A 26,581-nucleotide genomic window follows, 5' to 3' on the forward strand; every position below is an offset into this window, starting at 1 on the left:
GCCCGCCCGAATACCTATATTTGCCAAAAGCATGCTTGTAACCTCTCGCGCCTTGAGACTGATGCTCTACATCTTGCTGATCATCGCGGGCGCCATCTTTGCCGCCGGGCTTGCCGTGCGCCACACCGAACGCCAGGCGCTGGTCGAAGACGCCGCCCGCGCCAATCAGCAATTGGCGCTCTACGCCAATTCCCTGCACACCCTGATCGACCGCTACCGCGCCCTGCCGGCCGTGCTCGCGCTGGACCCGGAGTTACGCGCCGCGCTCAAGGGTTCGGTGTCCGCTGAACAGCAGGACGCACTGAACCGCAAACTGGAAAAGATCAACGGCGCGGCGCAATCCTCGACCCTGGAATTGCTGGACCGCACCGGTCTGGCGGTGGCCGCGAGTAATTGGCGTTTGCCCAGCAGTTACGTCGGTCACAACTATGGCTTTCGCCCCTATTTCAGCCAAACACGCACCCAGGGCACCGGGCGCTTTTACGCGGTGGGCGTGACCAGCGGGATTCCCGGTTACTTCCTGTCCAGCGCGGTCACCGGTGACGACGGCCAGTTCCTCGGTGCAATGGTGGTGAAACTCGAATTTCCGGAACTGGAGCGCGAGTGGCGTCAGGGCAGCGACACGCTGCTGGTCAGTGATGCACGCGGGATTGTTTTTATCGCCAACCAGCCGGGCTGGCGCTATCGCCTGTTGAAACCGCTGAATGACAGCGATCACGCCGAACTCAAGGCCACCCGTCAATACGACAAACAACCGCTGACACCGCTCGAATATCAATCGGTGCGGCGCTTCGATGACAACAGTGACCTGACGCGGGTCGTGGGGCCTGGCGGGACGGCGAATTACCTGTGGGAATCGCTGCCGCTGAGCACCGAAGGCTGGACCTTGCACCTGCTGCGTCGCCCGCAAATCGCGTTCGAAGACAGGCGCAACGCCGGGCTCGCCGCCGCCGGGTTGTGGTTGGCCGTGGTGTTTCTGTTGCTGTTTCTCAATCAGCGCTGGCGTCTGGCCAAACTGCGCCAGCGCAGTCGTGAAGAGCTGGAACAATTGGTGGAAGAACGCACCCGCGACCTGCGCACCGCCCAGGACGGTCTGGTGCAGTCGGCCAAACTCGCCGCTCTCGGCCAGATGTCTGCCGCGCTGGCTCATGAAATCAACCAGCCGCTGACTGCCCAGCGCATGCAGCTTGCCACGCTGAGGCTGCTGCTCGATCACGGTCGGGTCGACGACGCTTACAAGGCGCTCAAACCGGTGGATGACATGCTGACGCGCATGGCGGCCCTCACCGGCCATCTGAAAACCTTCGCCCGCAAAAGCCCCAGCGGGCTGCGTGAGCGCCTGGATTTGGCGGCGGTGGTGGATCAATCCTTGCAATTGCTGGATGCGCGCCTGCGTGACGAACACATCAGCACCGTGCTGCATCTGACGCGCCCGGCCTGGGTGCGTGGCGATGCGATTCGCCTGGAACAGGTGCTGATCAATTTGCTGCGCAACGCCCTGGACGCCATGCAGGACAAACCCTGCAAACGCCTGGAAATCCGTCTCGAAGCCGACGAGCAACTCTGGCGCCTGACAGTTTCTGACAATGGTGGTGGCATTGCCGAAGAGCACTTGGCCAACGTGTTCGATCCGTTCTTCACCACCAAACCGGTGGGTGATGGCCTGGGCCTTGGGCTGGCCGTATCCTTTGCCATCGTTCACGAATCGGGCGGACGCCTGAGCGCCGACAATCATGCCAACGGCGCGGTGTTCACCGTGACCTTGCCCATCGACCTGGAGGCCCCTGGCTCATGCTGAATTCCGTGATGGTGGTCGACGACGAAAGCAGCATTCGCAGTGCCGTCGAACAATGGCTGAGCCTCTCGGGGTTCGAGGTGCAGTTGTTCAGCCGCGCCGATGAGTGCCTGGCGCAGCTGCCCAAGCATTTCCCCGGGGTGATCCTCAGCGATGTGCGCATGCCTGGCATGACCGGCCTGGAACTGCTGGCCGAGGTTAAGCGCCGCGATGCCGACTTGCCGGTGATTCTGCTGACCGGTCACGGCGATGTGCCGATGGCGGTCGAAGCGATGCGCGATGGCGCCTACGACTTCCTGGAAAAACCCTTCAGCCCCGAAACCCTGCTCGGCAGTCTGCGCCGCGCACTGGACAAGCGGCGGCTGGTGCTGGAAAACCGCGCCCTGCATGAGCAGGCGGACAACCGCGCCAAACTCGATGCGACGTTGCTGGGCGTGTCCCGTGGTTTGCAGACGCTGCGTCGGCAAGTGCTGGACCTGGCGTCGCTGCCGGTCAATGTGTTGATTCGCGGTGAAACCGGCAGCGGCAAGGAATTGGTTGCCCGGTGCCTGCACGACTTCGGTCCGCGTGCCGACAAACCGTTTGTGGCGCTGAATTGCGCAGCAATTCCCGAGCAGTTGTTCGAGGCCGAGCTGTTCGGTCACGAGAGCGGCGCGTTCACCGGTGCCTCGGGCAAACGCATCGGCAAGCTCGAATACGCCGATGGCGGCACGCTGTTTCTCGATGAAATCGAAAGCATGCCGCTGGCCCAGCAGGTGAAATTGCTGCGGGTGTTGCAGGAGCAGAAGCTGGAGCGGTTGGGCTCGAACCAGAGCATCCGCGTGGATTTGCGGATCATCGCCGCAACCAAACCCGACTTGCTCGACGAAGCCCGGGCCGGACGTTTTCGTGAGGACCTGGCCTATCGGTTGAACGTGGCCGAGTTGCGGCTGCCACCGTTGCGCGAGCGGCGTGAAGACATTCCGTTGTTGTTCGAGTCGTTCGCGCAAAATGCCGCCGAACGGTTGGGACGCACGTTTCCACCGCTGAGCGGCCCGCAGTTGAGCCACCTGCTGAGCCACGACTGGCCGGGCAATGTGCGCGAATTGGCGAACGTCGCTGAGCGACAAGTGTTGGGCCTGGGCGAGCCGGAACCGGCGGGGATCGACCCCGGCCAGTCACTGGCGGCGCAGCAGGAAGCGTTTGAAGCACATTGCTTGCGCGCGGCGTTGACCCGGCACAAGGGGGATGTGAAAGCGGTGCTTGAAGAACTGCAACTGCCGCGCCGGACGTTCAATGAAAAGATGCAGCGCCATGGCCTGACCCGGGAGATGTTCCTGCACGACTGATCGTTCCCACGCTCCGCGTGGGAATGCAGCCTGGGACGCTCCGCGTCCCATCTAGAGCCGAACGCGGAGCGTCCGTTGAGGCATTCCCACGCAGAGCGTGGGAACGATCAGATTCGGCGTAAATCCGCTTGTCACCCAACGCTCCATAAGCGGATTTCCGCTCACTCAAGCTGCAAACCCCCTCTAAACCGGCCCTCCTCCCCTTGGCACATCTCCTGCTATAGCCCCAGCAGGCTGCGTTTCAACGCGCTCCACAAAAACAATTAAACGAGGATCCTTCAATGGATAACTCCAACACCCTGCCCCTTGGTTCGGCTGCCCTGCCGGCCAAAGAAAGAACCACTGCCAGTCGCATCAAATCGATCTTCAGCGGCTCTGTCGGCAACATGGTCGAGTGGTACGACTGGTATGTCTACGCCGCCTTCTCCCTGTACTTTGCCAAGGCTTTTTTCCCCAAAGGCGACACCACCGCGCAACTGCTGAACACCGCCGCGATCTTCGCCGTGGGCTTCCTGATGCGCCCGATCGGTGGCTGGTTGATGGGCCTCTACGCCGACAAGGCCGGTCGCAAGAAAGCACTGATGGCTTCGGTGTATCTGATGTGTTTCGGCTCGCTGCTGATCGCCCTGAGCCCTGGGTATGAAACCATTGGCATTGGCGCACCGATCCTGCTGATTTTCGCTCGCCTGCTGCAAGGCCTGTCGGTCGGTGGCGAGTACGGCACCTCGGCAACGTACCTCAGCGAGATGGCCACCAAGGATCGTCGCGGCTTCTACTCCAGCTTCCAGTACGTGACCCTGATCTCCGGCCAGCTCATCGCGTTGGCAGTGCTGATCGTGCTGCAACAGACCCTGACCACTGAAGAACTGTACGCCTGGGGCTGGCGCATCCCGTTCGCCATCGGCGCGCTGTGTGCCGTGGTCGCGCTGTACCTGCGTCGTGGCATGGAAGAAACCGAGTCGTTCACCAAGAAAGAGAAGGCCAAGGAAAGCGCGATGCGCACCTTGATGCGCCATCCGAAGGAACTGATGACCGTGGTCGGCCTGACCATGGGCGGCACCCTGGCGTTCTACACCTACACCACGTACATGCAGAAATACCTGGTGAACACCGTCGGCATGAGCATCTCCGACTCCACCACTATTTCGGCTGCCACGCTGTTCCTGTTCATGTGCCTGCAACCACTCGTTGGCGGACTCTCGGATAAAGTCGGTCGCCGGCCAATCCTGATTGCCTTCGGTATCCTCGGGACGCTGTTCACCGTGCCGATCCTGACCACCCTGCACACCGTGCAAACCTGGTGGGGCGCGTTCTTCCTGATCATGGCGGCGCTGATCATCGTCAGCGGCTACACCTCGATCAACGCGGTGGTCAAAGCCGAACTGTTCCCGACCGAAATCCGCGCGCTGGGCGTCGGCCTGCCGTACGCGCTGACCGTGTCGATCTTCGGTGGCACCGCTGAATACATCGCACTGTGGTTCAAGAGCATTGGCATGGAAACCGGTTACTACTGGTATGTCACGGCGTGCATCGCGGTGTCGTTGCTGGTGTACATCACCATGAAAGACACCCGCAAACACTCGCGGATCGAGACGGACTGATCCCGCCCGCGCAATAAAAAACAGGGGCAGACCTTAACGGGTCTGCCCCTTTTTATTTGCCTCAACCCTAACCCTGTGGGAGTGAGCCTGCTCCGGGCGGCGTTCCGACGATTGCGGTGTGTCAGGCAACCAATTTGTTGTCTGTGACGCCGCTATCGTCGGAACGCCGCCCGGAGCAGGCTCACTCCCACATTATTCGGATCTCATCGCTGGAAATTATCTGTTCGTCCCAGCACTATGAGCGCCCACGAATACAGCTTCTGGAACCCACGCCCATGCCCGACGACATCCACTTCTACGAACCCGCCAACGGCCACGGCCTGCCGCATGACCCGTTCAATGCCATCGTCGGTCCGCGCCCCATTGGCTGGATTTCCTCCCAGGATACCGATGGCCGCTTGAACCTGGCGCCTTACAGTTTCTTCAACGCCTTCAACTACATTCCGCCGATCATTGGTTTTTCCAGTGTCGGGCGCAAAGACAGCCTGAACAACATCGAGCGCACCGGTGAGTTCGCCTGGAACCTGGCGACCCGTCCGCTGGCCGAGCAGATGAACCAGAGCTGCGCCATGGTCGGGCCTGAGGTCAACGAGTTCGAGCTGTCCGGACTGACCCCGGCAGCGTCGAAAATCATTCAGGTGCCACGCGTCGCCGAAAGCCCGGTGTCCTTCGAGTGCAAGGTCACGCAGATCATTCAGTTGCAGCGGGCCGATGGCAACGTGGTGCCGAGCTGGCTGATTCTCGGCGAAGTGGTCGCCGTGCATATCGCCAAGTGGCTGTTGAAGGATGGGGTGTACGACACCGCCGCGGCAGAACCGATTCTGCGCGGCGGCGGGCCAGCGGATTATTTCCAGCTGGGGCCTGAGGCATTGTTCAAGATGTATCGCCCGGGGGCGGTCAAGTAGTTACCAGATCAGGTCGCCGTCTTCGCTGACATCTTTGAGGTGGGTCAGTTGCAGCGCGGCGGCTTCATCGGCCTCGCGGGCCGTTTTGAAAGTCTGCTCTTCGAGCAGCTTGTGAAAGCGCGGTGCACCCGAACCACCGATGGCCTTGGTGGCAATCGCGGCGTTATAACCGCCTTCACGGGGTACTACGGCCGATACGGCTTCGAAGGTTTCAAAGGCTTTGCGTGCCATTTCGCGGATCCTGCTGAATGGAGAATTGAGCCATTAAACCCTCAACCCGCCATTTTGTGTACCCATGACTGGGACTGCCCCTGCGCCTGGGCGGCCGACACATCCTTGAAGGTATGAAAATCCAGGCTGTTGACCACCAGGTCTTGCACCAACCCGGCAAAAACCTGCATGGCCGGGGTGCTGAAATAAGCGGTCATGGCCTGCTGGTTCATCCAGAAACCGGACACCAGCCACAATTCCGGATCGCACTGCGATTGTTGCAGGGCAAAACTCAGGCAACCCGGCGCGCTGCGGGACGGCTCGATCAAGGCACTCAGGCGTGCACCGAGTTCCGCCGAACGCCCGGCGCGGGCGCGGACAAAGGCCATATGACTGACGGGGATCTGCGTAGACATGTTCAACCCTCCCAGGTACTCGAGTGGCAGCCGTGGGACGGGCTGCGACAGGATCCAAGGTTAAGCGCGCCGGTGGAAGCGCGGTTAGTCGATTCCTGCAGGCTTGTTGCACAATCCTGCGAAGCTGCACCCCCGCACCTGTAACACCGTGTAAATCCTGTCACAGGACTGAAACACGGCTTTCAAGCAAGTTTTCCTGGGGTTGCCCTGTCATTGAGGTGCCGTCAATTCACTCCGTGCAGAATCAGGCAAGGTTGAGGCAGGATGTGTCTACCGCTTCGTATTGCACAAACTTAAGCTCACCTCATTACCAACGCCCCACCGAGGATGCCTTGCATGTCGTCGCTCGATCATTTTCAAGCCCCGCTGGACACCGACATGGAGAAACAGCGCGCAGAACTGGCCGCCATCATTCGCCGCAACACGACGGACGATGGCACTTATGCGACTGCCGTCGGCTCGCTCTTCATGTCTCGCCATAGCCAGTCCCATGAGTTTGCCCCGGTACTGGCGCAACCCGCGTTGTGCATCATGGCGCAGGGCCGTAAAGAGGTCAGGCTGGCCGATGAATACTTCAATTACGATCCGCTGAACTACCTGGTGGTCTCCGTCTCGATGCCATTGAGCGGACGCGTGGTGAACGTCACGTCTGAAGAACCGATCCTCGCGGTGCGGCTGGATATCGACCCGGCGGAAATCTCCGCGCTGATTGCCGATGCCGGTCCTCTCGGTGTGCCCACCCGACCGACTGGGCGCGGCTTGTATGTCGAACGGATCGACACTGCGATGCTCGACGCCGTGCTGCGTCTGGCTCGTTTGCTGGATGCGCCGAAAGACATCGCCATGCTCGCGCCGTTGATTCGCCGGGAAATTCTTTATCGGTTGTTGCGCAGTCAGCAGGGCCAGCGGCTGTACGAAATCGCTATCGCCAACAGCCAGAGCCATCGCATCAGCCAGGCGATCAAATGGCTCAACGGCAACTATGAACAGCCGTTGCGCATCGATGATCTGGCGAAGGAAGTGAACCTGAGCGTGTCGACCTTGCATCACCGGTTCAAGGCGATGACGGCGATGAGTCCGCTGCAGTATCAGAAGCAATTGCGCCTGCAAGAAGCGCGGCGGTTGATGCTGGCCGAAGGCTTGGAGGCTTCGGCGGCGGGGTATCGGGTGGGGTATGAAAGCCCTTCGCAATTCAGCCGGGAGTACAGCCGATTGTTCGGGGCTCCGCCGTTGCGGGATTTGGCGCGGTTGCGCTTGTCGGTTTGATTCAGTTTTTGTGGTGCTGCGACTTACGCCTTCGCGAGCAAGCCCGCTCCCACATTAGACCGAGTTGTTCATGAGAACGCGGTCAACTGTGGGAGCGGGCTTGCTCGCGAAGAGGCCAGTACAGTCAATCCACCTCTAAAGTCAGGCGCTGAGTACTCGGCACGCCTCAGCCGGAAGGGTCACCGACACCGGATTGCCAATGCTCAACCCAAACCCCTGACACGGCGTACTCAACGCCGTAAACGACACCCCGGAACACTCCACGGTCGTTTCAATCGTCGCGCCAATATCACGCACGAACGTCACCTTGCCGAGCAACCGATTCCCCGCCGTCGCCTGCGGATGCGACAGTTGCAGGTCCTCAGGGCGAATCAGCATCTTCACTTTCTCACCGACCACAATGCTGCTGCAGATTGGCACTTGCAGCGCATCGCCACCGGGCAAGCTGACCTTGCCGTTGCCCAGCGCCGTGGCCGGGAAAATGTTTCCTGAACCAATAAAATCCGCGACGAATTCATTGGCCGGATGCCGGTAGATCTCAATCGGCGAGCCCACTTGCTGCACCCGATGTTCCCCCAATACCACGACGATATCGGCCATGGTCATGGCTTCACGCTGGTCGTGGGTCACCATGATGGTGGTGATGTTCAAGCGTTGTTGCAGCTGACGGATTTCCACCTGCATCGATTCACGCAGCTTGGCGTCCAGTGCCGACAGCGGCTCGTCGAGCAAGAGGATTTTCGGACGGCTGGCAATCGCCCGGGCAATCGCCACGCGCTGGCGTTGACCGCCAGAGAGTTTCGACACCGGACGGTCGATCATTTCCTGCAACTGAATCAGTTGCAGCAACTCCGCCACCCGCGCCTGCTGATCAGCCTTGCTGACGCCACGCAGTTTCAGCGGGTAGGCGATGTTCTCCCCCACCGTCATGTGCGGGAACAGCGCCAGGGATTGAAACACCATGCCGAAATTACGTTGATGCGCCGGGGTGTGGCCGATGTCTTCACCGTCCAGGCGAATCTCTCCGCCGCTCAGGGTTTCAAGCCCTGCGATCATCCGCAGCAAGGTGGTTTTGCCGCAGCCCGACGGGCCGAGAAAACACACCAGCTTGCCCTCGGGCAAATGCAGGTTTACATCCTTTACCGCGCAGGCCGAGCCGTAATGTTTCTCGACGTTTTCCAGAATCAGACCAGTCATTTGAATCACCTCAAGAAATCAGAACGAAACGCCGCCTTCGCCAACCAACTTTTCCAGCGCCCAGATGAGCACGAAGTCGATCAGCACGATCAGCACGGCAAACGAGAATACGGTTGGGTCGAGCGAAGACACGGTGCGGCTGTACATCCAGATCGGCACGGTCATGACGTCGATGGTGTAGAGGAAATAGGTCACGGTGAATTCGTTGAACGAGACGATGAACGCCAGCAGCATCCCCGCCAGAATCCCCGACTTCATCAGCGGCACCACCACATCGATAATCGCCCGGGTCGGTGAAGCGCCCAGCATCTGCGCGGCTTCTTCGACTTCGCTGCCAATGGAGAGCATCGCGGCGGTGCAGTTTTTCACCACGAACGGCAGCGCCAGGATCACGTGGGCAATCACCAACCGCGAGGTCGTGATGTGGAACGGCAAGCTGTCGAACACCAGCAATAACGCCAGCCCCAACACCACCATCGGGAACACCAGTGGCAGCGACATCAGTTGCAGCGCTACGGCTTTGCCGCGGAATTCACAACGGGTCAGGGCATAGGCTGCCGGTACCGCAATAATCGTCGCGAAGATCATGGTCAGGCACGCCACCATCAGGCTGGTGGTCATGGCTTTGCCCAGGCTCAGCACATCGCTGGAATCCGGCGACACGAAGGTGTTCCAGGCGGCCTCGTACCATTGCAGGCTGTAGCTGCTCGGCGGGAAATCGAGGTTCGATGCACCGCTGAACGACATGACGATCATGGTCAGGATCGGCAGCACCGCCAGCAGCAGGATGAAGCCCGAGAGAATGCCGGCGAACTTGCCGGTCTCGCCGGGCAACAGCCCATAACGCTTTTTGATCAGGGTGCTCATTGGGAAGCCTCCAGCATGCGCCGACGACGGCCAGTGATGTATTCGGACAAAGTCATGATCGCGAGCGTGGTGACAATCAGCACCACACCGGCAGCGGAGGCGGCGGGCCAGTTCATCAGCGGGGCGATCTGGTCATGGACCATCACGGCCAGCATCGGCACGCGTCGACCACCGAGCAGCAAGGGCACCACGAAGCTGCTGGCGTTGTAGGCGAATACCAATGTCGCACCCGTGATGATCCCCGGCATGCTCATCGGCAGCACCACTTGGCGGAACACCTGAAAACGGCTGGCGCCCAGGGTGGCGGCGGCCTCTTCATAGGTCCGGGCGACGCCGCGCATGGCGCTGGCAATCGGCAGCACGGCCAGCGGAAACGCGGTTTGCACCAGGCCCATCAACACGCCGTTCTGGTTGTAGAGCAGCATGATCGGACGCTTGATCAGGCCCAGGCCCATCAGCGCCTGATTGAGCATCCCGCCGGGACCGAGAATCACCAGCCAGCCGTAGCTTTGCAGCAACAGGTTGACCAGCAATGGCAGCAGCACCGCGGCGAGGAAGATCCGTCGCACGAAGGGCGAGGTCAGCCGCGACATGGTGTAGGCCACCGGGATCGCCAGCACCACGGCGATCACTGCGCTGATCAGCGCCAGACGCAGGGTCAGCAGCAAGGATTTGAGGTAATACGGTTCCAGCAATTGGGCGTAACTGGCCAGGCTGAACCCGGTCCATTCCGCGCCTTTGGTGCCCACACTCATGCGCAGTACCAGCAGGCTGGCGGCGATCAATACGCCCAGAAACAGCATCGACGGCGAGAGGAAAAACCAGGCACGCGTCGTCGGCGAAACACCCCGATTGGCGCGCACTGCAGCGGCGGCAACCGGATGAGTCAGAGGTTGGTGTTCCATAGCAAGGGTCTCGTCAATGGAAAGCAGCTGAGCAAGCACAGGTCTCGAAATCACATTGGCCCCTTGTGGGTGCGAGCCTTTGTGGCGAGGGGGCTTGCCCCCGTTCGGCTGCGAAGCAGTCGTTATCCTGTCATCGCGGTGCACCTGATGCACCGCGATGACAGGATTTAGGGACGCTTCGCGTCCCAACGGGGGCAAGCCCCCTCGCCACAAAGGCTCGCTCCCACAGGGGATCTTCAGTGGTTGAAGATCCTGTGTTCGTCACTCGATCAGGAAGAAAAGATTTCCGTGTAACGACGAATCCATTGGTCATGCACGGAGGCCAGGAAGGCGTTGTCGTGCATGATCGCTTTCTCGGCAATCTGCTCCGGCGTGAGGATGTACGGGCTCTTTCGCGCTTCGGCGGAGATGATCGCCTTGGCGTTGACCGGACCGTTGTAGATGTCCTCAGCCATCTTGCCCTGCACCAGTGGGTCCAGGGAGTGGTTGATAAAGGCGTAGGCCAGGTCGATATCGCCCGGACGGCTTTTCGGCATGACCGAGAGCATCAGGTCGGTGTAGAAACCTTCCTTCATGCCAAAGGTGGCGCCCAGGCCGTAAGCCGGGTCGCGGATCTGTTTCGGGAAGAACGCCGGCGCGTACAAGCCACCCATGTCCAGCGAACCGGTGCGGAACAGTTCGGCGATCTGGTTCGGGTTTTCACCCAGGGTCACGACGCGATCTTTGAGCTCGGCGAGCTTCTTGAAGCCCGGCTCGATGTTGTGTTCGTCACCACCGGCCAATTTGGCGGCGATGATGATCAGGTCCATGGCCTCGGTCCAGTTTGGCGGCGGCAGGAAGATGTTCGGCGACAGCTCCGCGTCCCACAGGGCTGCGTAGCTGTCCGGCGCTTCCTTGATGGTGCGGGTGCTGTAGACGAGGCTGTTGCACCACAGCAGGTAACCGATGCCGTGACCGTTGGCGCCGGTGCGGTATTTCTCCGGTACGTCGATCAGGTTGGGAATGCGGTTGAGGTCGGGTTTTTCCAGCAGGTTGGCGGCGGCCAGACCTTCGGCGCCGACGCCTGCCAGGGTGATGATGTCGTACTGCGGACGATCACCGCCGGCCTTGAGTTTGGCGACCATTTCCGAGGTGCTGCCGGTGCGGTCGGCGATGACTTTGCAGCCGTACTTGGCTTCGAAGGTCGCGGCGATATTGCGCAGGGCTGCCAAACCGGTGTCATCGGACCAAGTCAGCAAGCGCAGGGTTTTGCCCTGGAAGCGTGTGTCGCTGGCATTGGCCTTGATGAACGGCATGCTCATGGCGGCCGCTGCCACCGAGGCTACGCCTACGGTCTTGATGAATTGACGTCTGTTCAGATCATGTTCGCCCATTACGGACTCCCTTTGTTTTTGTAGGTATAAGGCAGGTCGAAACTGTTGCATCCGCGCGACCGATTCAGCATTAGCCCCCGTATTTTCGGGGGTTTGGCTGAGCCAGCGAGTTCATCCTGAGGTCGTGTAAAACACCTGACTATCGATAAAAACTCATCGAAGCCATGACGCCAGTGCATGCCTCATCACGAGGCATGCGCTCACCTTTTTCGTGCCGTCAGACAGCCCGAATCACGTGTTTGATTTCCTGGAAAGCCTGCAAGCCCCACGGCCCCAATTCGCGACCGATGCTGCTCTGTTTGTAGCCACCCCAGGCGGTCTGCGGGAAGATCACTTGCGGCGCGTTGATCCACACAAGCCCCGCCTGCAAGGCGTTGGCGACCCGATCGGCCGCTTCGGCGTCGCGGGTGACCACGCTGGCCACCAGGCCGAACTGGCTGTCGTTGGCCAGGGCAATCGCCTCGGCTTCGCTGGCAAAACTGCGCACGCAGATCACCGGGCCGAAGATCTCTTCGCACCACAGCGCACTGCCTGAGGGCACATCGGTGAAAATCGTCGGCTGTAAAAAATAACCGCGCGGCAGGTCTGCCGGACGATTGCCGCCGCAAACCAGTTTGGCGCCGGCACTCAAACCGCGATCGATGTGACCGAGCACGCGTTGGTATTGCGCCTGGTTGACCAGTGCGCCCATTTCCACGTTCGGGTCGAACGGGTCGGCCACGCGAATGGCTTCGGCGCGGGCCTTCAAACGGATGAGGAATTCGTCCGCCAGTTCATCGGCCACCAGCACGCGACTGGTGGCCGAACACATCTGCCCGGCGTTGAAGAAACCGCCACCACAGGCCACTTCCACGGCCAGCTCGATGTCCGCGTCCTTGAGCACCAGCAGCGAGGATTTGCCGCCCAGTTCAAGGCTCACGCCCTTCACGGTTTCTGCCGCCCGCTGCATCACCTGCACGCCCACCGCGTTACTACCAGTGAAGGAAATCTTGGCGATGCGCGGATCCGCCGACAGCGGCGCGCCGACGGCCAGGCCGGTGCCGCAAATCAGATTGAACACACCGTTTGGCAGACCGGCCTCGGCGATGATCGTCGCCAGTTCCAGCTCCGGCAGCGGCGTCACTTCGGACGGCTTGAGTACCACGCAGCAACCGGCGGCCAGGGCCGGGGCGAGTTTCCAGGCGGTGGTGACCATGGGGAAATTCCACGGCACGATCAGGCCGACCACACCGCACGGCTCGCGGCGCACACGAGCGCTGAAGTCGTCGGTTGGCAGCTCGACGTTACTGTCTTGTTTGGCATCGAGCCCTTCGGCTAAACCTGCGTAGTACTCGAAGGTGGCGATCACGTCATCGACGTCGATGGCCGCTTCAAACAGTGGTTTGCCGTTGTTGCTCGACTGCAATTTCATCAATTGCTCACGACCGGCCTGCACACCCGCGGCGATTCTGCGCAGGATCGCCCCGCGCTCGGCGCCAGTGGTTGTCGACCATTGCTTGAAGGCGTTGGTCGCAGCAGTAACGGCTTGCTCGACTGCGCGTTCATCGCCGCCATTCACGGTGGTCAACAGCGCTTCGGTCGCCGGGTTGATCACGCGCAAATGCTCGTTGCCGGCGGACCATTGGCCGTTGATGTACAGGCCATCAAGAGTGGTTGGAAAACTCATTTCGACACCGCCTTCATCCACTGGGTCTGATCGATTTCAATCAGGGTCGGTCCCTGGCGATCGGTGGCGGCGCGCAGTGCGCTACGCAGTTGCTCGACACCGCAGGCGGCTTCGGCGGCACAGCCCAGCGCCTTGGCCACGCCGATGAAGTCCGGGGTGTAGATGTCCACGCCGACCGGCTCGATGGCGCGGTTGACCATGTATTTCTTGATCTCTTCGTAGCCCTGGTTATTCCACAGCAGGACGATCACCGGGGTGCGCGCTTCAACGGCGCTGGCCAGTTCCGGCAGGGTAAATTGCAGGCCGCCGTCGCCAATCAGGCACACCACCGGAGGACGTGCGCCGTTTTCAACATTGCCGCCGAGCCAGGCGCCAATCGCGGCCGGCAAGGCGTAACCGAGGGTGCCGTAACCGGTGGACGAATTGAACCAGCGACGCGGGCGTTCCGGGTTGAATGTGAGGTTGCCGGTGTACACCGGTTGGGTCGAATCGCCGACGAAGACTGCGTTTGGCAGTTCGTGCAAGACGGTTTCCAGGAAACGGGTCTGGGCCAACGTCGGGGCATCCCAGGATGCGGCCAATTCATCGCGCAAACGCGCAGCTCGCACCTGGCCCCAATCGTTGCGGCGCTCGGCCAGCGAGTGGTGGGACAGTTCGCTCAGCAAGGCTTGTGCGGCGTTGCGCGAGTCGGCTACCAACGCGACTTTCGGCGGGTAGTTGCGTACGGTCTGGTCGGGGTCGATGTCCACACGCAGCAGCACGCCAGGAATTTCGAAACCGCCGGCGAAGGTGATGTCGTAATCGGTTTCGGCCAGTTCGGTGCCGATTGCCAGTACCACGTCAGCTTCAGCCACCAAAGCGCGAGTCGCGACCAGGCTTTGGGTCGAGCCGATCAGCAACGGGTGATTGGATTCGAGCATGCCTTTGGCGTTGATGGTCAGGGCCACCGGGGCGTCCAGCCGTTCGGCCAGTTCAGTCAACTCGGCGGCGGCATCGATGGCGCCGCCACCGGCGAGAATCAGTGGGCGCTTGGCACCGGCCAGCAGCGCGGTCATGCGACTGATTGCGCTCGGCGAGGCACCGGCGCGGTCGATGTTCACCGGTACGCTGTTGAGCAGGTCATCGGCCTCTTCGACCAGCACGTCCAACGGAATTTCGATATGCACCGGGCGCGGACGGCCGGCCTGGAACAGCGCAAAAGCGCGCGCCAGGACACCCGGCAATTCAGCCGCCGACATCAAGGTGTGGGAGAACGCCGCCACGCCGCCGACCAATGCGCTCTGGTTCGGCAGCTCGTGCAGCTTGCCGCGACCGCCGCCCAACTGGCTGCGCGATTGCACGCTGGAGATCACCAGCATCGGGATCGAGTCGGCGTAAGCCTGGCCCATGGCGGTGGTGATGTTGGTCATGCCTGGGCCGGTGATGATGAAGCACACACCCGGTTTGCCGCTGGTGCGAGCGTAACCGTCGGCCATGAAACCGGCGCCCTGTTCGTGCCGCGGAGTGACGTGGTTGATGCTCGAACGGGCCAGCCCGCGATACAGCTCCACGGTGTGAACCCCGGGAATGCCGAACACCTGCTCGACCCCGTAATCTTCGAGTAACTTGACCAATACTTCGCCGCACGTCGCCATGTCTTTGCCCTTCTTGTTCGTTTGAGACGCCGGACCTGCGCAGTGTTTATGATGGGTCGGCAAGTCCAGGGATGGCCTCATTGGAACGGGCGACACGTAGCCGCAACAATGGATAAAAAGTCATACTAGCCATGTCCTCACGTCATACCTTGGATCCCAATGAAACGACTGCCTCCCCTGCCGGCGCTGCACACTTTTCTGATCACCGCGCAGTGCTGCAACTTCACCCGGGCCGCCGAACAGCTGCACATCACCCAAGGCGCGGTGAGCCGGCAGATCGCCGGGCTGGAAGATCACCTCGGTTATGAGCTGTTCATTCGCCAGGCGCGGGGCTTGAGCCTGACCGCCGAAGGACGGGAATGGCTGCCACGGGTGCAGCAGGTTTTCGGCCTGATCGACGAGGCCGTGGAGCAGATCGGCGAGAAGCGCGAAACCCTGCAACTCAAGGCCCCGACGTGTGTCATGCGCTGGTTGTTGCCACGGCTGTTGCAGTGGCAACGGGAACGCCCGGATGTGCCAGTGGAATTGACCACCACGGTCAAGCACGGCGTGGATTTTCATCGCGAGCAGTTCGATGCCGCGGTGATGTACGGCGCACCGCCGGACAGCGCGCTGGCCTCTTTTCATTTGTTCGATGAGCAACTGACACCGGTCTGCTCCAAACCTCTGCTGGAAGGTCCAGTGCCGCTGATGACGCCGCAGGATCTGGAGCAGCACATGTTGCTGCACCCGACCCGGGATGAACGGGACTGGAAAGCCTGGCTGGCCACGGCGGATATTCGCTTGAGCAATGTCGGCAAGGGTCAGCATTTCGAAACGCTGGACCTGGCGATGTCGATGGCGTCCCAAGGGACCGGCGTGGCGATCGGGGATTGGTCGTTGATCGGCGATGATCTGAGTGCCGGGCGGCTGGTCATGCCGTTTGAATTGAAGGTAAAGACCGGGCTCGCGTATTACCTGGTTTTCCCCGAAAAACCCGGACCCTCGCCGAAATTGCGCGACTTGATGGGGTGGTTGGTGGAACAGGCTCAATCGCGGTGATTGATGATCGTTCCCACGCTCCGCGGGGGAATGCAGCCCGGGACGCTCCGCGTTCCTTCCAAAGCGAACGCGGAGCGTCCGTTGAGGCAATTCCCACGCAGCGTGGGAACGATCATTGTGTGGGTTATCATGCCCACCCTCACCCCGCCTCGACCCCAGACCATGACCTACAGCGTTTCCCCCATCGGCTTTGTGCGCTCCTGTTTCAAGGAGAAGTTCGCCATCCCGCGCCAGCCACAACTGGCTCCGGCCGCTCGCGGCGTGCTGGAACTGGTGGCGCCGTTCGATCAGGGCGATGCGGTGCAAGGTCTGGAACAGGTCAGCCACGTGTGGCTGCTGTTCCTGTTTCACCAGGCCCTGGAAGAAAAGCCACGACTGAAAGTCCGCCCTCCTCGTCTCGGCGGTAACAAATCCATGGGTGTGTTCGCCACCCGCGCGACGCATCGGCCCAATGGCATCGGCCAATCCGTGGTGAAGCTGGACAAGGTTGAAGCCAATCGCCTGTGGATATCCGGCATTGACCTGCTGGACGGCACGCCAATTCTCGACATCAAGCCCTACGTGCCTTACGCCGACATCATCGATACGGCCTCCAACCGCATCGCCAGCGCCGCGCCGCAGCTGATTCCCGTGCAGTGGACGGATTCAGCGCTGCAACAGGCTCACGACCATGCTCAGCGCCTTGAAGAACCGCTGGTGGAGTTGATCGAGCAATGCCTGGCACAAGACCCACGTCCGGCGTACCAGATTCCTACACCCGAACGGGAATACGGTGCGCAGTTCTGGGATGTGGATGTGCGCTGGCATTACCCGACGCCTGACCTGATCCGCGTTCTGGAAGTCATTCCCGCGAACGTCTGAACGCCAAAAACGAAAAAGCCCGCGCTGCCATTACAGGCAACGCGGGCTTTTTATGGTCACCACCAAACCAATGTGGGAGCGAGCCTGTTCGCGATGGCGGCGAAACATTCAACGATGACGTTGACTGACGGTCCGCTATCGCGAGCAGGCTCGCTCCCACATGGATTGCAGCGCTGCTTACTTCTCGACGAACGCTCGCTCGATCAGGTAATCACCCGGCTCGCGCATCCGCGGCGACACTTTCAGACCGAAGCTGTTCAACACTTCGCTGGTCTCGTCGAGCATGCTCGGGCTGCCGCACAGCATGGCGCGGTCGTCCTGCGGGTTGATCGGTGGCAAACCGATGTCGCTGAACAGCTTGCCGCTGCGCATCAGGTCGGTCAGGCGACCTTCGTTCTCGAACGGCTCGCGGGTCACGGTCGGGTAGTAGATCAACTTGTCACGCAGGGCCTCGCCGAAGAACTCGTTCTGCGGCAAGTGCTCGGTGATGAATTCGCGGTAAGCGACTTCGTTGACGTAACGTACGCCGTGACACAGGATCACTTTTTCGAAACGCTCGTAGGTTTCCGGGTCCTGGATGACGCTCATGAAAGGCGCCAGACCGGTACCGGTGCTCAGCAGGTACAAATGTTTGCCAGGCTTCAAGTCGTCCAGCACCAGCGTGCCGGTAGGCTTCTTGCTGATGATGATCTCGTCGCCTTCCTTCAGATGCTGCAGCTGGGAAGTCAGCGGGCCGTCAGGCACCTTGATGCTGAAGAACTCGAGATGCTCTTCCCAGTTCGGGCTGGCAATCGAGTAAGCGCGCATGAGCGGCCGGCCGTTGGGCTGTTGCAGGCCGATCATCACGAACTGACCGTTCTCGAAGCGCAGGCCCGGATCGCGGGTGCACTTGAAGCTGAACAGAGTGTCGTTCCAGTGATGAACACTGAGGACACGCTCGTGGTTCATGTTGCTCATGTACGTGGGACTCCTGGAGATTGGTCTGCGCGAGCTCTGCGCCGGCTCTGCAAAAAAATGAGCTGCTGTGCGCAATTGCATCGCATTCTAATGGCAGCCACAATATCTGTTAACTGGATTATTAAGATAAGGGTTATCGGTTATATCGATATGCGATTTACTCTCCGTCAACTTCAAGTATTCGTCGCCGTCGCCCAGCAGGAAAGCGTATCCCGTGCTGCGGGTCTGCTCAACCTCTCGCAATCGGCGGCGAGCACCTCGATCACCGAGCTAGAGCGCCAGTCCAGCTGCCAGCTGTTCGACCGCGCCGGCAAACGGCTGAGTCTCAATGCCCTCGGCAAACAGCTGTTGCCGCAAGCGGTGGCGCTGCTCGACCAGTCCAAGGAAATCGAAGACTTGCTCAATGGCAAGTCCGGATTTGGCTCTCTGGCGGTCGGCGCGACCCTGACCATCGGCAATTACCTGGCCACCTTGCTGATTGGCAGCTTCATGCAGCGCCATCCGGAAAGCCAGGTGAAGCTGCACGTGCAGAACACTGCCAACATTGTGCAGCAGGTCGCCCACTATGAAATTGATCTGGGTCTAATCGAAGGTGACTGCAGTCATCCAGACATCGAAGTGCAGAGCTGGGTCGAGGATGAACTGGTGGTGTTCTGCGCGCCCCAGCACCCACTGGCCAAGCGCGGCACGGCGACCATGGAAGAGCTGACCCACGAGGCCTGGATTCTGCGGGAACAGGGCTCCGGCACGCGACTGACCTTTGACCAGGCCATGCGTCACCATCGCAGCTCGCTGAATATCCGGCTGGAACTGGAACACACCGAAGCGATCAAGCGTGCGGTGGAGTCCGGGTTGGGGATTGGTTGCATTTCTCGCCTGGCACTGCGCGACGCATTCCGTCGCGGCAGTCTCGTGGCGGTAGAGACGCCGGATCTGGATCTGGCGCGGCAGTTCTATTTCATCTGGCACAAACAGAAATATCAGACGTCGGCGATGCGTGAATTCCTCGACCTGTGCCGCGCTTTCACCGCCGGGGTTCAGCGCAGCGACGAGATCGTCCTGCCTACCATCGCTTAAAGCAGGATGACCGCCCACACCAGCCCGATCATGGTTAACGCCACTAACTGAGCAGCGCTGCCCATGTCCTTGGCGTTCTTGGACAACGGGTGCAACTCAAGGGAAATGCGGTCGATGGCCGCTTCCACGGCCGAATTGAGCAATTCGACAATCAACGCCAACAGACAGACTGCAATCAGCAACGCCTGCTCGACGCGACTGACGTTCAGGAAGAACGACAGCGGGATCAATATGACGTTAAGCAATACCAGTTGCCGAAAGGCCGCTTCGCCAGTGAAGGCTGCACGCAGACCGTCCAGCGAATAACCGGAGGCGTTGAGGATGCGTTTCAGGCCGGTTTGGCCTTTGAAAGGTGACATAAATTAGGCAACTGACCAAAAAGGAAGTGGGAAAGCTAGAGTAAGCCAAGTCAAAAAAGCGTGAACGCGCCGCGCCTGCTTAGCTCGAAATTGACTCAAGTTGTTGCAGAAGCAACGCCGCCTGGGTCCGGGTCCGCACATTCAGCTTGCGAAAAATCGCCGTCACGTGGGCCTTGATCGTCGCTTCGGAAACGCTCAGCTCGTAGGCAATCTGCTTGTTCAACAAGCCTTCACAGACCATGGTCAGCACACGAAACTGCTGCGGCGTCAGGCTCGCAAGGCCTTCGCTGGCGGCCTTGGCTTCGGCGGAAACGCTGACCGCCTCGAACGCCTGGGGCGGCCAGAACACATCACCATCGAGCACCGCGCGCACGGCTTTCTGGATGACACTCAGATCACTGGACTTGGGGATGAAGCCGCTGGCGCCAAACTCACGGGACTTGACCATGATCGAGGCTTCTTCCTGAGCCGACACCATGACCACCGGAATCTGCGGATACTGACCGCGCAACAACACCAGCCCTGAAAAACCGTAGGCCCCCGGCATGTTCAGGTCCAGCAGCACTAGATCCCAGTCGGACTTCTCGTCCAGACGGGTTTCCAGTTCGGCAATGCTTGCCACTTCCACCAGACGGACTTGCGGGCCCAGGCCCAGGGTCAACGCTTGATGCAGGGCGCTACGGAAAAGAGGGTGGTCATCGGCAATCAGGATTTCGTATGTGGCCATTTTTCAAATGATCCTGTTTTTCAAACAACTCGAGGTACAGCCACGGAGCTGTACCAACAGGGCACGTTCAACGCCAATCACATGGTTATCCCACGTAAAGAATACGGCGTATCAAACTTTGGCCGCGCCCTAATCGGCGCCAAGCATGCCCAGCGAAGTCGGGGTGGTCAAGGTGCTTGGCCAGTACAGTTCTTTGCAGTATGGGCGACAATCGGCGCGGGACAGGGCGCCGATTTACACAAAAGGCATCAGTTCGGCGTGTGCCGGTGTTGAAACATTCATTTCAAGCTGATGCTTGGCATCAAGGTAATGCTGGCTGAACACATCAAAATAAGCGTCCAGTGCCGACGCCGCCGCGGTATCACCCGCCAGATCGAGACACAACGCCGCCACTTCGGCTGTGCATAAATGCTCGCTACGGGTCGATCGGCGCAACCGGTACCGCGATAACTTCTCGGGCAACAGGCTCAGGATCGGCAGCCGGTCAAAGTAGGGGCTTTTGCGGAAAATCTTCCGGGCTTCTGTCCAGGTGGCATCCAGCAGAATGAACAGCGGACGCTTCGAACTATCGGCATCGACGCTGTTTGTGACACGTTCGGGTTCGACGTACTCTCCCGGAAACACCAGATAAGGCTGCCATTGCGGATCGGCCAGCAGCGCCAGCAGTTGCTCGTCAACTTCTGTACGCGACCAGATGAACGCATGGTTATCGCGCACCACATCGGCGATCAGCCAACCGGTGTTGCTCGGTTTGAACACTTCCTTGCCCGTCATAATCAGGCACACGCCAGAACGGGCCTCGACCTGTGGGCGCCAGGCGCACAGGCAGTGGCTCTCGATCACGCGGCAGGCTCGGCAACGCGGCGCCCTCCAGCCTCGGGCCTGAATCGGCTTGATGCCCTCTTCCTCTCGCTCATCGCGCAAGCGGGCTACTGCGTTTGCAGCAAAGCGTGGGGTTGCTGGGATCATCGCAGGCAACGCCGGCAGGGGAAGAAAATCGACACGAAAAACACTCGGCAGGGCAGAAAGTGGCGGCAGTTTATCAGAGCAGCCGGCGCAAGCCTGTACCGTCCAGGCCTCGTCCCCTATAATTCGCCGCCACTGAACGCACAGTCATGTGACGGGTCGAACCACCAGTCACTGAACCAGGAGAGTTTCATGCTGCGCCTTATCGTTCCCACCGCTGCCATTTTGCTGGCGTCGTCCTTCAGCGCTCAGGCTGCTTCCTTGAGTGAGCAGAATCTCAACAGAGAGCTGCGAAACGTCGCCACACAAAGCAGTGTTGGTACTCCACGGGCGATCAACGAAGACATTCTTGATCAGGGCTACACCGTCGAAGGCAACACGCTGATCAATCATCTGAGCGTACAAAGCAGCCACGCCAACAAGATGCGTGCCGACCCGAAAGCTGTGTATTTCCAGCTTGGCGCCTCTGTATGCAACAACCCATCGTTCCGCAAACTGATGGCCAAGGGTGCGGTCATGCGTTACGACTTCACTGAAGTGAAGACCAACCGCTCAGTCGGCTCCGCCAGCTATCAGGAATCGGACTGCCCGAAAGCGGCTCCGACCAAGAAGAAGTAATCATTGGGAATTGGCGCGCCGCTGTTCATCCTCGGCGCGCAGTTCTGCCAACAGCGCTTGCAAGTAACGCGAGCGTCGGTCGGCGCCCTCCAGACGTCGGCAACACTCCTCTTCAAGACTCAAATGATTGGTCTCGGCCGATGATTTCAGTAATCGATACAGTTGCGTATCGATCTCCAGAATAACTCTGGTCATACCTTCCCGCCTCCATGCTTCTCGCCCTTGCTTGAGCGATAAAAATCCTTCAACCGCTTGTAACGAGCGTCCTGCCTTTGACGCAAAGTTGTCGTGTGGTGCCTGTAATTCAGTAAATCAGACTGTCGGACACTCGCCTTGTGTTCGGACGAGCGGTGAAAGCACCTTGCAAATCCCCAATAAGCGGTTGCCAGGAAAGACTTTGCGGCGCAATGATCAGTCAGCGAAAAACACTATGAGGGTCTAAATTCATAGTGTTCACGTTTACTTTTCAGGGCAGGAAAGGGGCTGCCCAATATGTGACTTGTTGTGCCAATGTTTCCTTCATCCAAGGGAAAAACAGAGCCTGTATGGAAGGAGAAGTTGATGCCTTACCAACCGAATGACCTACTGAGCCGTCATTTTGAAGAAAGCGGCCACGACCTCATCAGAAAGGTCGAAGAGCAACTCAACCTGGTTTCACCCAACAGCCCCAACATCCCGATTTACCGCGACATGATCCTGACCGTGCTACGCATGGCCCAGGAAGATCACAACCGCTGGAATGCCAAGATCACCCTTCAAGCCCTTCGTGAACTGGAACACGCTTTCCGTGTTCTGGAGCAATTCAGGGGGCGCCGAAAGGTCACTGTCTTTGGCTCGGCCCGAACACCTATAGAACATCCCTTATACGGTCTGGCCCGGGAACTTGGCGCCGAGCTGGCGCGCTCGGACCTGATGGTCATTACCGGTGCCGGTGGCGGCATCATGGCGGCGGCCCACGAAGGTGCTGGCCTGGAACACAGCCTGGGATTCAATATCACCCTGCCCTTCGAGCAACATGCCAATCCCACCGTCAATGGCACCACCAACCTGCTGCCCTTCCACTTCTTCTTTACCCGCAAGTTGTTTTTCGTCAAGGAAGCCGATGCGCTGGTCCTGTGCCCTGGCGGTTTCGGCACCCTGGATGAAGCGCTGGAAGTGCTGACACTGATCCAGACAGGCAAAAGTCCGCTGGTGCCCGTGATATTGCTGGACGCGCCCGGCGGCAAGTTCTGGCAAGGTGCGCTGGACTTCATCCACCATCAACTGGAGGAAAATCGCTACATCCTGCCGACCGATATGAAACTTGTCAGTCTGGTCTACAGCGCGGAAGACGCTGTTGAGCAGATCAACCAGTTCTACAGTAACTTTCACTCCAGTCGCTGGCTCAAGCATCAATTCGTGATCCGCATGAATCACAAGCTCAACGACCAGGCGCTCGAACACATGCAAGAAGCATTTGCCGACCTGTGCCTGAGCGATCACTTCCATCAACACGCTTACAGCGGAGAAGAACACGACGAAGCGCAGTTCAGCCACTTGGCGCGGCTCGCCTTCACCTTCAACGCCCGTGATCATGGACGCCTGCGGGAACTGGTGGACTACATCAACCTGCCGGAAAACTGGGCGCAATCCCAACCCCAGGCGCAACAGCGCTCGCGGGAACCGTTCAAGGTAACGTAGTCAAAAAAAACGGCCCGCTATCGAAATAGCGAGCCGTTTCAGTCAATCGTCCATCCCTCGGCCGCTGAACAAGCGGCTGATCATTTCCATGGAATATCCCCGATAACTCAGGAACCTGCCCTGTTTGGCACGTTCCCGGGCGTCTATCGGTAAATGCCCGGAAAACTTTCGCCGCCAGGTGTCTTCCAGTTGTTCCTGCCAGTTGATACCACTCTCGCGCAAAGCAAGTTCGATGTCGGTACGTTGCAGGCCGCGCTGGCTCAACTCTTCACGAATACGCAAAGGGCCATAACCGGAACGGGCACGGTAGGAAACAAAGCTTTCTAGATAACGGGATTCGGACAGCAAGCCTTCTTCCGTCAAGCGGTCGAGTGCCGTGTCGATCATTTCAGGGAGGGCGCCGCGTTGACGCAGTTTACGCGTCAACTCGACTCGACCGTGCTCGCGTCGAGCGAGCAGGTCCATTGCGGTTCGCCGCACCGCGACGAGTGTATCGAGTACGGCGGTCATCGGATCAATCAGATATCAGCGTCAGCCAGGTCATCAGCAGTCTCTTTGACTGGCGATGCTTTAACGTCCGGCGCTGGAGTCAGCAACTTGTCGCGCAGTTGCTTCTCGAGCTTGGCGGCAATTTCCGGATTGTCTGCCAGGAACTTGGCCGAGTTAGCCTTGCCCTGACCGATCTTGGTGCCTTCATAGGCATACCAGGCGCCGGACTTCTCGACGAAACCGTGCAGCACGCCCAAGTCGATCATCTCACCGTTAAGGTAGATGCCCTTGCCGTAAAGAATCTGGAACTCGGCCTGACGGAATGGCGAAGCCACCTTGTTCTTCACAACCTTGACGCGGGTTTCGCTACCGACAACCTCGTCACCTTCTTTCACCGCGCCAGTACGGCGGATGTCCAGACGAACCGAAGCGTAGAACTTCAGCGCGTTACCACCGGTGGTGGTTTCCGGGCTGCCGAACATCACACCGATTTTCATACGGATCTGGTTGATGAAGATAACCAAGCAGTTGGCATTCTTGATGTTACCGGTGATTTTACGCAGCGCCTGGGACATCAGACGGGCTTGCAGGCCCACGTGCATGTCGCCCATTTCGCCTTCGATTTCAGCCTTTGGAACCAGGGCCGCCACGGAGTCGACGATGATCACGTCAACCGCGTTGGAACGCACCAGCATGTCGGTGATTTCCAGGGCTTGCTCGCCGGTGTCCGGCTGCGAAACCAGCAGGTCGTCGACGTTGACGCCCAGTTTGCCGGCATACTCAGGGTCAAGGGCGTGTTCGGCGTCGACGAATGCGCAGGTCGCGCCGGCTTTTTGAGCCTGGGCGATCACCGACAGTGTCAGCGTGGTTTTACCGGAGGATTCAGGACCGTAGATTTCAACGATACGGCCTTTTGGCAGACCGCCAATGCCGAGCGCGATGTCCAGACCCAGAGAGCCAGTGGAAATAGCCGGGATCGCCTGACGGTCCTGATCGCCCATACGCATTACGGCACCCTTGCCGAATTGACGTTCGATCTGACCCAGGGCCGCAGCCAAGGCTTTCTTCTTGTTGTCGTCCATTAAAGTCCTCACGTAATCAATAAGGCCTGACGGCCAACACCTGTATAAGTAGCCAGTATTATTCCACAGCGTTTCAGGATCGCCTACCCCTGATTTGAGATTTCTCCAGCGGCATGGCGCAGCAGCCCCTCTAGCGCGGCCTTGACCGTTTGTCGGCGGACCTCGTCACGGCTGCCTCGAAAGTACTGCACCTCGCTGAACACCTGTTCTCCAACGCCCCAGGCCAGCCACACGGTACCCACCGGTTTCCTCGGCGAACCACCATCCGGTCCCGCCACACCACTCACCGCTACGGCAAATCGCGCCTGGCTTTTCTCCTGCGCGCCCCGGACCATGGCCTCGACCACCTCACGACTGACCGCCCCCGCTGTCTCGAACAACACCTCGGGTACATTCAGTTGCAAGGTTTTCTGACGGTTGGAATAAGTGACATACCCGGCCTCGAACCACGCCGAACTCCCGGGAATGCGGGTGATCGCCTCGCTGATCCCGCCGCCGGTGCAGGACTCTGCAGCGGTGACATGGGCATTGAGAACCCGCAAGCGCCGGCCAAGTTCAGCGGCCAGTTGGGTGATTTCTTTCACGGTCATCTCCTGAGCAAGCGGAATGAGAACTACCGTACACGAGCGGATAACGCTTGCAAGGCGCAGGATCGATCAAAATGTTAGCGAGCGAGGGCTCTGATATAAGCCTGACAGGCTTGCAAGGCAATCAGTCCGCGGTTCCGGGCATCGGTGATGGCGATAATTCGTTGCACGCTGCCTGTTCCGCCAGTTGCCGGCCATAACGCCAATCCTGAAAGCGCCACCTCAGCGCCGCCGAGCCACCAGACAACACAGCCAGAAACACAACAACGCCAATGATGCGGTAAGACATCGGCATCAAACCGACGGCTGACATAACACCGCCCTCGCCCGCGCCCAGAGTTGCAAGCGGTCCTGTAAACCGTTCAGGCCGCCGTTGATGCGACGGGTGATACTGTTGAACTGGTCACGGTCGGCCAGTTCGTTGAAGCCATTGCGCTCCCAGAACCAGGCAGCCGATTCAGCGGCCCACCGGGGTTTTTCCAGAAGTGCTGGTAAAAACAGCAAACGATCATCACCGAAGAGTCCGAGACTGCACTGACGGTAATTGTCGCGACCCGTGATCTGAATCAGGCCTCGGCCACGGTATTTTTGCCCGTCGCCGTCGGCCTCTGGCGTATTACCCAGGCGTACAGACAGTGCGCCTGTGTCGTACTTTTTCATATATTGAACGCTGCCCAACTCACGCACGTGCTGCAACTGCCCCGACTCGTGGCCGACTTGCGCAAGAAACGCAGCGATGCGTTTCGAGGTGTTGATGTTGTGGCGGGTCATGGCTGTGTTGAGTGCGGAAATGAAAACGCCCGCTTGGGAGCAGGCGTTGGGCATAACGATTTGTAGTTGTTGCTGCGTAACAGTCATATAGCCTCCAAAATGCCGTCGGCGACTCGATGTACAAGACTTGGGCAATGATCATGCAGTGGGTCGATCAGCGGAGTGATCTTCATGGGGGTTTCATCGGGTAATAAAAACCCGCT

The 26,581-nt window shown here is 59.7% G+C and carries 27 protein-coding genes and 1 pseudogene; 10 read left to right on the forward strand and 18 right to left on the reverse strand.

Annotated elements, in window-relative coordinates:
• Positions 1-31: 31 nt before the first annotated feature.
• From ACQ4OB_RS00500 to ACQ4OB_RS00515, 4 genes are all read left to right on the forward strand, one after another.
• Positions 32-1,798, forward strand: a complete 1,767-nt coding sequence (locus ACQ4OB_RS00500) for a sensor histidine kinase (protein ID WP_430954947.1) — start codon at positions 32-34, stop codon at positions 1,796-1,798.
• The gene (locus ACQ4OB_RS00505; protein ID WP_430954948.1) at positions 1,792-3,123 is read left to right on the forward strand and encodes a sigma-54-dependent transcriptional regulator; all 1,332 of its coding nucleotides are present in this window, start codon (positions 1,792-1,794) and stop codon (positions 3,121-3,123) included. Before ACQ4OB_RS00500 ends, ACQ4OB_RS00505 begins: the two co-directional genes overlap by 7 nt.
• A 281-nt stretch (positions 3,124-3,404) precedes the next feature.
• Complete coding sequence (locus ACQ4OB_RS00510) at positions 3,405-4,724, forward strand: MFS transporter (protein WP_074879592.1); 1,320 nt, start codon at positions 3,405-3,407, stop codon at positions 4,722-4,724.
• A gap of 275 nt (positions 4,725-4,999) precedes the next feature.
• Positions 5,000-5,629: a flavin reductase family protein gene (locus ACQ4OB_RS00515; protein ID WP_074879595.1), complete on the forward strand. Its 630-nt coding sequence runs from the start codon at positions 5,000-5,002 to the stop codon at positions 5,627-5,629.
• Here ACQ4OB_RS00515 and ACQ4OB_RS00520 read toward each other — a convergent pair whose 3' ends face one another.
• Complete coding sequence (locus ACQ4OB_RS00520) at positions 5,630-5,860, reverse strand: hypothetical protein (protein ID WP_033057544.1); 231 nt, start codon at positions 5,858-5,860, stop codon at positions 5,630-5,632. It abuts the gene before it with no gap.
• Between the two features lie 41 nt (positions 5,861-5,901).
• Positions 5,902-6,255: a putative quinol monooxygenase gene (locus tag ACQ4OB_RS00525; RefSeq protein WP_430954949.1), complete on the reverse strand. Its 354-nt coding sequence runs from the start codon at positions 6,253-6,255 to the stop codon at positions 5,902-5,904.
• 336 nt (positions 6,256-6,591) lie between these two features.
• Between ACQ4OB_RS00525 and ACQ4OB_RS00530 the strand changes: the two genes are divergently transcribed.
• Entirely contained in the window at positions 6,592-7,521 is a 930-nt protein-coding gene (locus ACQ4OB_RS00530) for an AraC family transcriptional regulator N-terminal domain-containing protein (protein WP_430954950.1), read from the forward strand.
• A 141-nt stretch (positions 7,522-7,662) separates the two neighbouring features.
• On the opposite strand, the gene ACQ4OB_RS00535 is transcribed toward ACQ4OB_RS00530, so the two are convergent.
• The 6 genes from ACQ4OB_RS00535 to ACQ4OB_RS00560 form a co-directional block, all read right to left on the reverse strand.
• Positions 7,663-8,718: an ABC transporter ATP-binding protein gene (locus tag ACQ4OB_RS00535; protein ID WP_074879601.1), complete on the reverse strand. Its 1,056-nt coding sequence runs from the start codon at positions 8,716-8,718 to the stop codon at positions 7,663-7,665.
• An 18-nt stretch (positions 8,719-8,736) separates the two neighbouring features.
• A complete protein-coding gene (locus ACQ4OB_RS00540; RefSeq protein WP_074879603.1) occupies positions 8,737-9,585 on the reverse strand; it encodes an ABC transporter permease in 849 nt (282 codons plus the stop codon).
• The gene (locus tag ACQ4OB_RS00545) at positions 9,582-10,490 is read right to left on the reverse strand and encodes an ABC transporter permease (protein WP_074879606.1); all 909 of its coding nucleotides are present in this window, start codon (positions 10,488-10,490) and stop codon (positions 9,582-9,584) included. Before ACQ4OB_RS00545 ends, ACQ4OB_RS00540 begins: the two co-directional genes overlap by 4 nt.
• A 269-nt stretch (positions 10,491-10,759) precedes the next feature.
• On the reverse strand, positions 10,760-11,863 hold the full coding sequence (locus tag ACQ4OB_RS00550) for an extracellular solute-binding protein (RefSeq protein ID WP_050682563.1): 1,104 nt from the start codon (positions 11,861-11,863) through the stop codon (positions 10,760-10,762).
• 217 nt (positions 11,864-12,080) lie between these two features.
• Positions 12,081-13,529 (reverse strand): aldehyde dehydrogenase family protein, encoded by a 1,449-nt coding sequence (locus ACQ4OB_RS00555; RefSeq protein ID WP_430954951.1) that lies wholly within the window; start codon positions 13,527-13,529, stop codon positions 12,081-12,083.
• Positions 13,526-15,163, reverse strand: a complete 1,638-nt coding sequence (locus ACQ4OB_RS00560; RefSeq protein ID WP_430954952.1) for a 5-guanidino-2-oxopentanoate decarboxylase — start codon at positions 15,161-15,163, stop codon at positions 13,526-13,528. Before ACQ4OB_RS00560 ends, ACQ4OB_RS00555 begins: the two co-directional genes overlap by 4 nt.
• A 159-nt stretch (positions 15,164-15,322) precedes the next feature.
• On the opposite strand from ACQ4OB_RS00560, the gene ACQ4OB_RS00565 reads away from it, so the two are divergent.
• The gene (locus ACQ4OB_RS00565) at positions 15,323-16,204 is read left to right on the forward strand and encodes a LysR substrate-binding domain-containing protein (RefSeq protein ID WP_074879613.1); all 882 of its coding nucleotides are present in this window, start codon (positions 15,323-15,325) and stop codon (positions 16,202-16,204) included.
• Positions 16,205-16,366: 162 nt separating this feature from the next.
• Positions 16,367-17,065 carry a tRNA (N6-threonylcarbamoyladenosine(37)-N6)-methyltransferase TrmO gene (gene tsaA / locus ACQ4OB_RS00570; RefSeq protein WP_430955025.1) on the forward strand — a complete coding sequence of 233 codons (699 nt, stop codon included), beginning with the start codon at positions 16,367-16,369 and terminating at the stop codon, positions 17,063-17,065.
• Positions 17,066-17,242: 177 nt separating this feature from the next.
• Here the strand turns inward: tsaA and fpr are convergent, their stop codons facing one another.
• Positions 17,243-18,022: a ferredoxin-NADP reductase gene (gene fpr / locus ACQ4OB_RS00575; protein WP_003443014.1), complete on the reverse strand. Its 780-nt coding sequence runs from the start codon at positions 18,020-18,022 to the stop codon at positions 17,243-17,245.
• 150 nt (positions 18,023-18,172) lie between these two features.
• Between fpr and ACQ4OB_RS00580 the strand changes: the two genes are divergently transcribed.
• Positions 18,173-19,099 (forward strand): LysR family transcriptional regulator, encoded by a 927-nt coding sequence (locus ACQ4OB_RS00580; protein ID WP_074879619.1) that lies wholly within the window; start codon positions 18,173-18,175, stop codon positions 19,097-19,099.
• On the opposite strand, the gene ACQ4OB_RS00585 is transcribed toward ACQ4OB_RS00580, so the two are convergent.
• The 3 genes from ACQ4OB_RS00585 to ACQ4OB_RS00595 all read right to left on the reverse strand — a co-directional run bounded on the left by ACQ4OB_RS00585 (position 19,096) and on the right by ACQ4OB_RS00595 (position 21,154).
• Positions 19,096-19,458 (reverse strand): diacylglycerol kinase, encoded by a 363-nt coding sequence (locus ACQ4OB_RS00585; protein ID WP_074879622.1) that lies wholly within the window; start codon positions 19,456-19,458, stop codon positions 19,096-19,098. The genes ACQ4OB_RS00580 and ACQ4OB_RS00585 overlap by 4 nt on opposite strands.
• Before the next feature lie 79 nt (positions 19,459-19,537).
• On the reverse strand, positions 19,538-20,185 hold the full coding sequence (gene erdR, locus ACQ4OB_RS00590) for a response regulator transcription factor ErdR (RefSeq protein WP_074879624.1): 648 nt from the start codon (positions 20,183-20,185) through the stop codon (positions 19,538-19,540).
• Positions 20,186-20,419: 234 nt separating this feature from the next.
• Entirely contained in the window at positions 20,420-21,154 is a 735-nt protein-coding gene (locus tag ACQ4OB_RS00595; protein WP_074879627.1) for a tRNA-uridine aminocarboxypropyltransferase, read from the reverse strand.
• A gap of 189 nt (positions 21,155-21,343) precedes the next feature.
• On the opposite strand from ACQ4OB_RS00595, the gene ACQ4OB_RS00600 reads away from it, so the two are divergent.
• On the forward strand, positions 21,344-21,769 hold the full coding sequence (locus tag ACQ4OB_RS00600; RefSeq protein ID WP_033053929.1) for a PA3611 family quorum-sensing-regulated virulence factor: 426 nt from the start codon (positions 21,344-21,346) through the stop codon (positions 21,767-21,769).
• On the opposite strand, the gene ACQ4OB_RS00605 is transcribed toward ACQ4OB_RS00600, so the two are convergent.
• Positions 21,770-21,964 carry a hypothetical protein gene (locus tag ACQ4OB_RS00605; RefSeq protein ID WP_074879630.1) on the reverse strand — a complete coding sequence of 65 codons (195 nt, stop codon included), beginning with the start codon at positions 21,962-21,964 and terminating at the stop codon, positions 21,770-21,772.
• 366 nt (positions 21,965-22,330) lie between these two features.
• On the opposite strand from ACQ4OB_RS00605, the gene ACQ4OB_RS00610 reads away from it, so the two are divergent.
• Positions 22,331-23,449 carry a TIGR00730 family Rossman fold protein gene (locus ACQ4OB_RS00610; RefSeq protein WP_430954953.1) on the forward strand — a complete coding sequence of 373 codons (1,119 nt, stop codon included), beginning with the start codon at positions 22,331-22,333 and terminating at the stop codon, positions 23,447-23,449.
• A gap of 42 nt (positions 23,450-23,491) precedes the next feature.
• Here the strand turns inward: ACQ4OB_RS00610 and recX are convergent, their stop codons facing one another.
• From recX to ACQ4OB_RS00635, 5 genes and pseudogenes are all read right to left on the reverse strand, one after another.
• Positions 23,492-23,959: a recombination regulator RecX gene (gene recX, locus ACQ4OB_RS00615; protein WP_008010154.1), complete on the reverse strand. Its 468-nt coding sequence runs from the start codon at positions 23,957-23,959 to the stop codon at positions 23,492-23,494.
• A gap of 8 nt (positions 23,960-23,967) precedes the next feature.
• On the reverse strand, positions 23,968-25,020 hold the full coding sequence (gene recA, locus ACQ4OB_RS00620) for a recombinase RecA (protein ID WP_007907270.1): 1,053 nt from the start codon (positions 25,018-25,020) through the stop codon (positions 23,968-23,970).
• Positions 25,021-25,103: 83 nt separating this feature from the next.
• Positions 25,104-25,604 carry a CinA family protein gene (locus ACQ4OB_RS00625; RefSeq protein WP_430954954.1) on the reverse strand — a complete coding sequence of 167 codons (501 nt, stop codon included), beginning with the start codon at positions 25,602-25,604 and terminating at the stop codon, positions 25,104-25,106.
• Positions 25,605-25,684: 80 nt separating this feature from the next.
• A pseudogene (locus ACQ4OB_RS00630) lies at positions 25,685-25,801 on the reverse strand (lysis protein); the annotation flags it as partial.
• Positions 25,802-25,901: 100 nt separating this feature from the next.
• Positions 25,902-26,465: a glycoside hydrolase family 19 protein gene (locus ACQ4OB_RS00635; RefSeq protein ID WP_430954955.1), complete on the reverse strand. Its 564-nt coding sequence runs from the start codon at positions 26,463-26,465 to the stop codon at positions 25,902-25,904.
• Positions 26,466-26,581: the final 116 nt, after the last annotated feature.

Origin of the sequence: Pseudomonas sp. ES4, assembly GCF_050586665.1 — a bacterium.
GTDB lineage: Bacteria > Pseudomonadota > Gammaproteobacteria > Pseudomonadales > Pseudomonadaceae > Aquipseudomonas > Aquipseudomonas frederiksbergensis.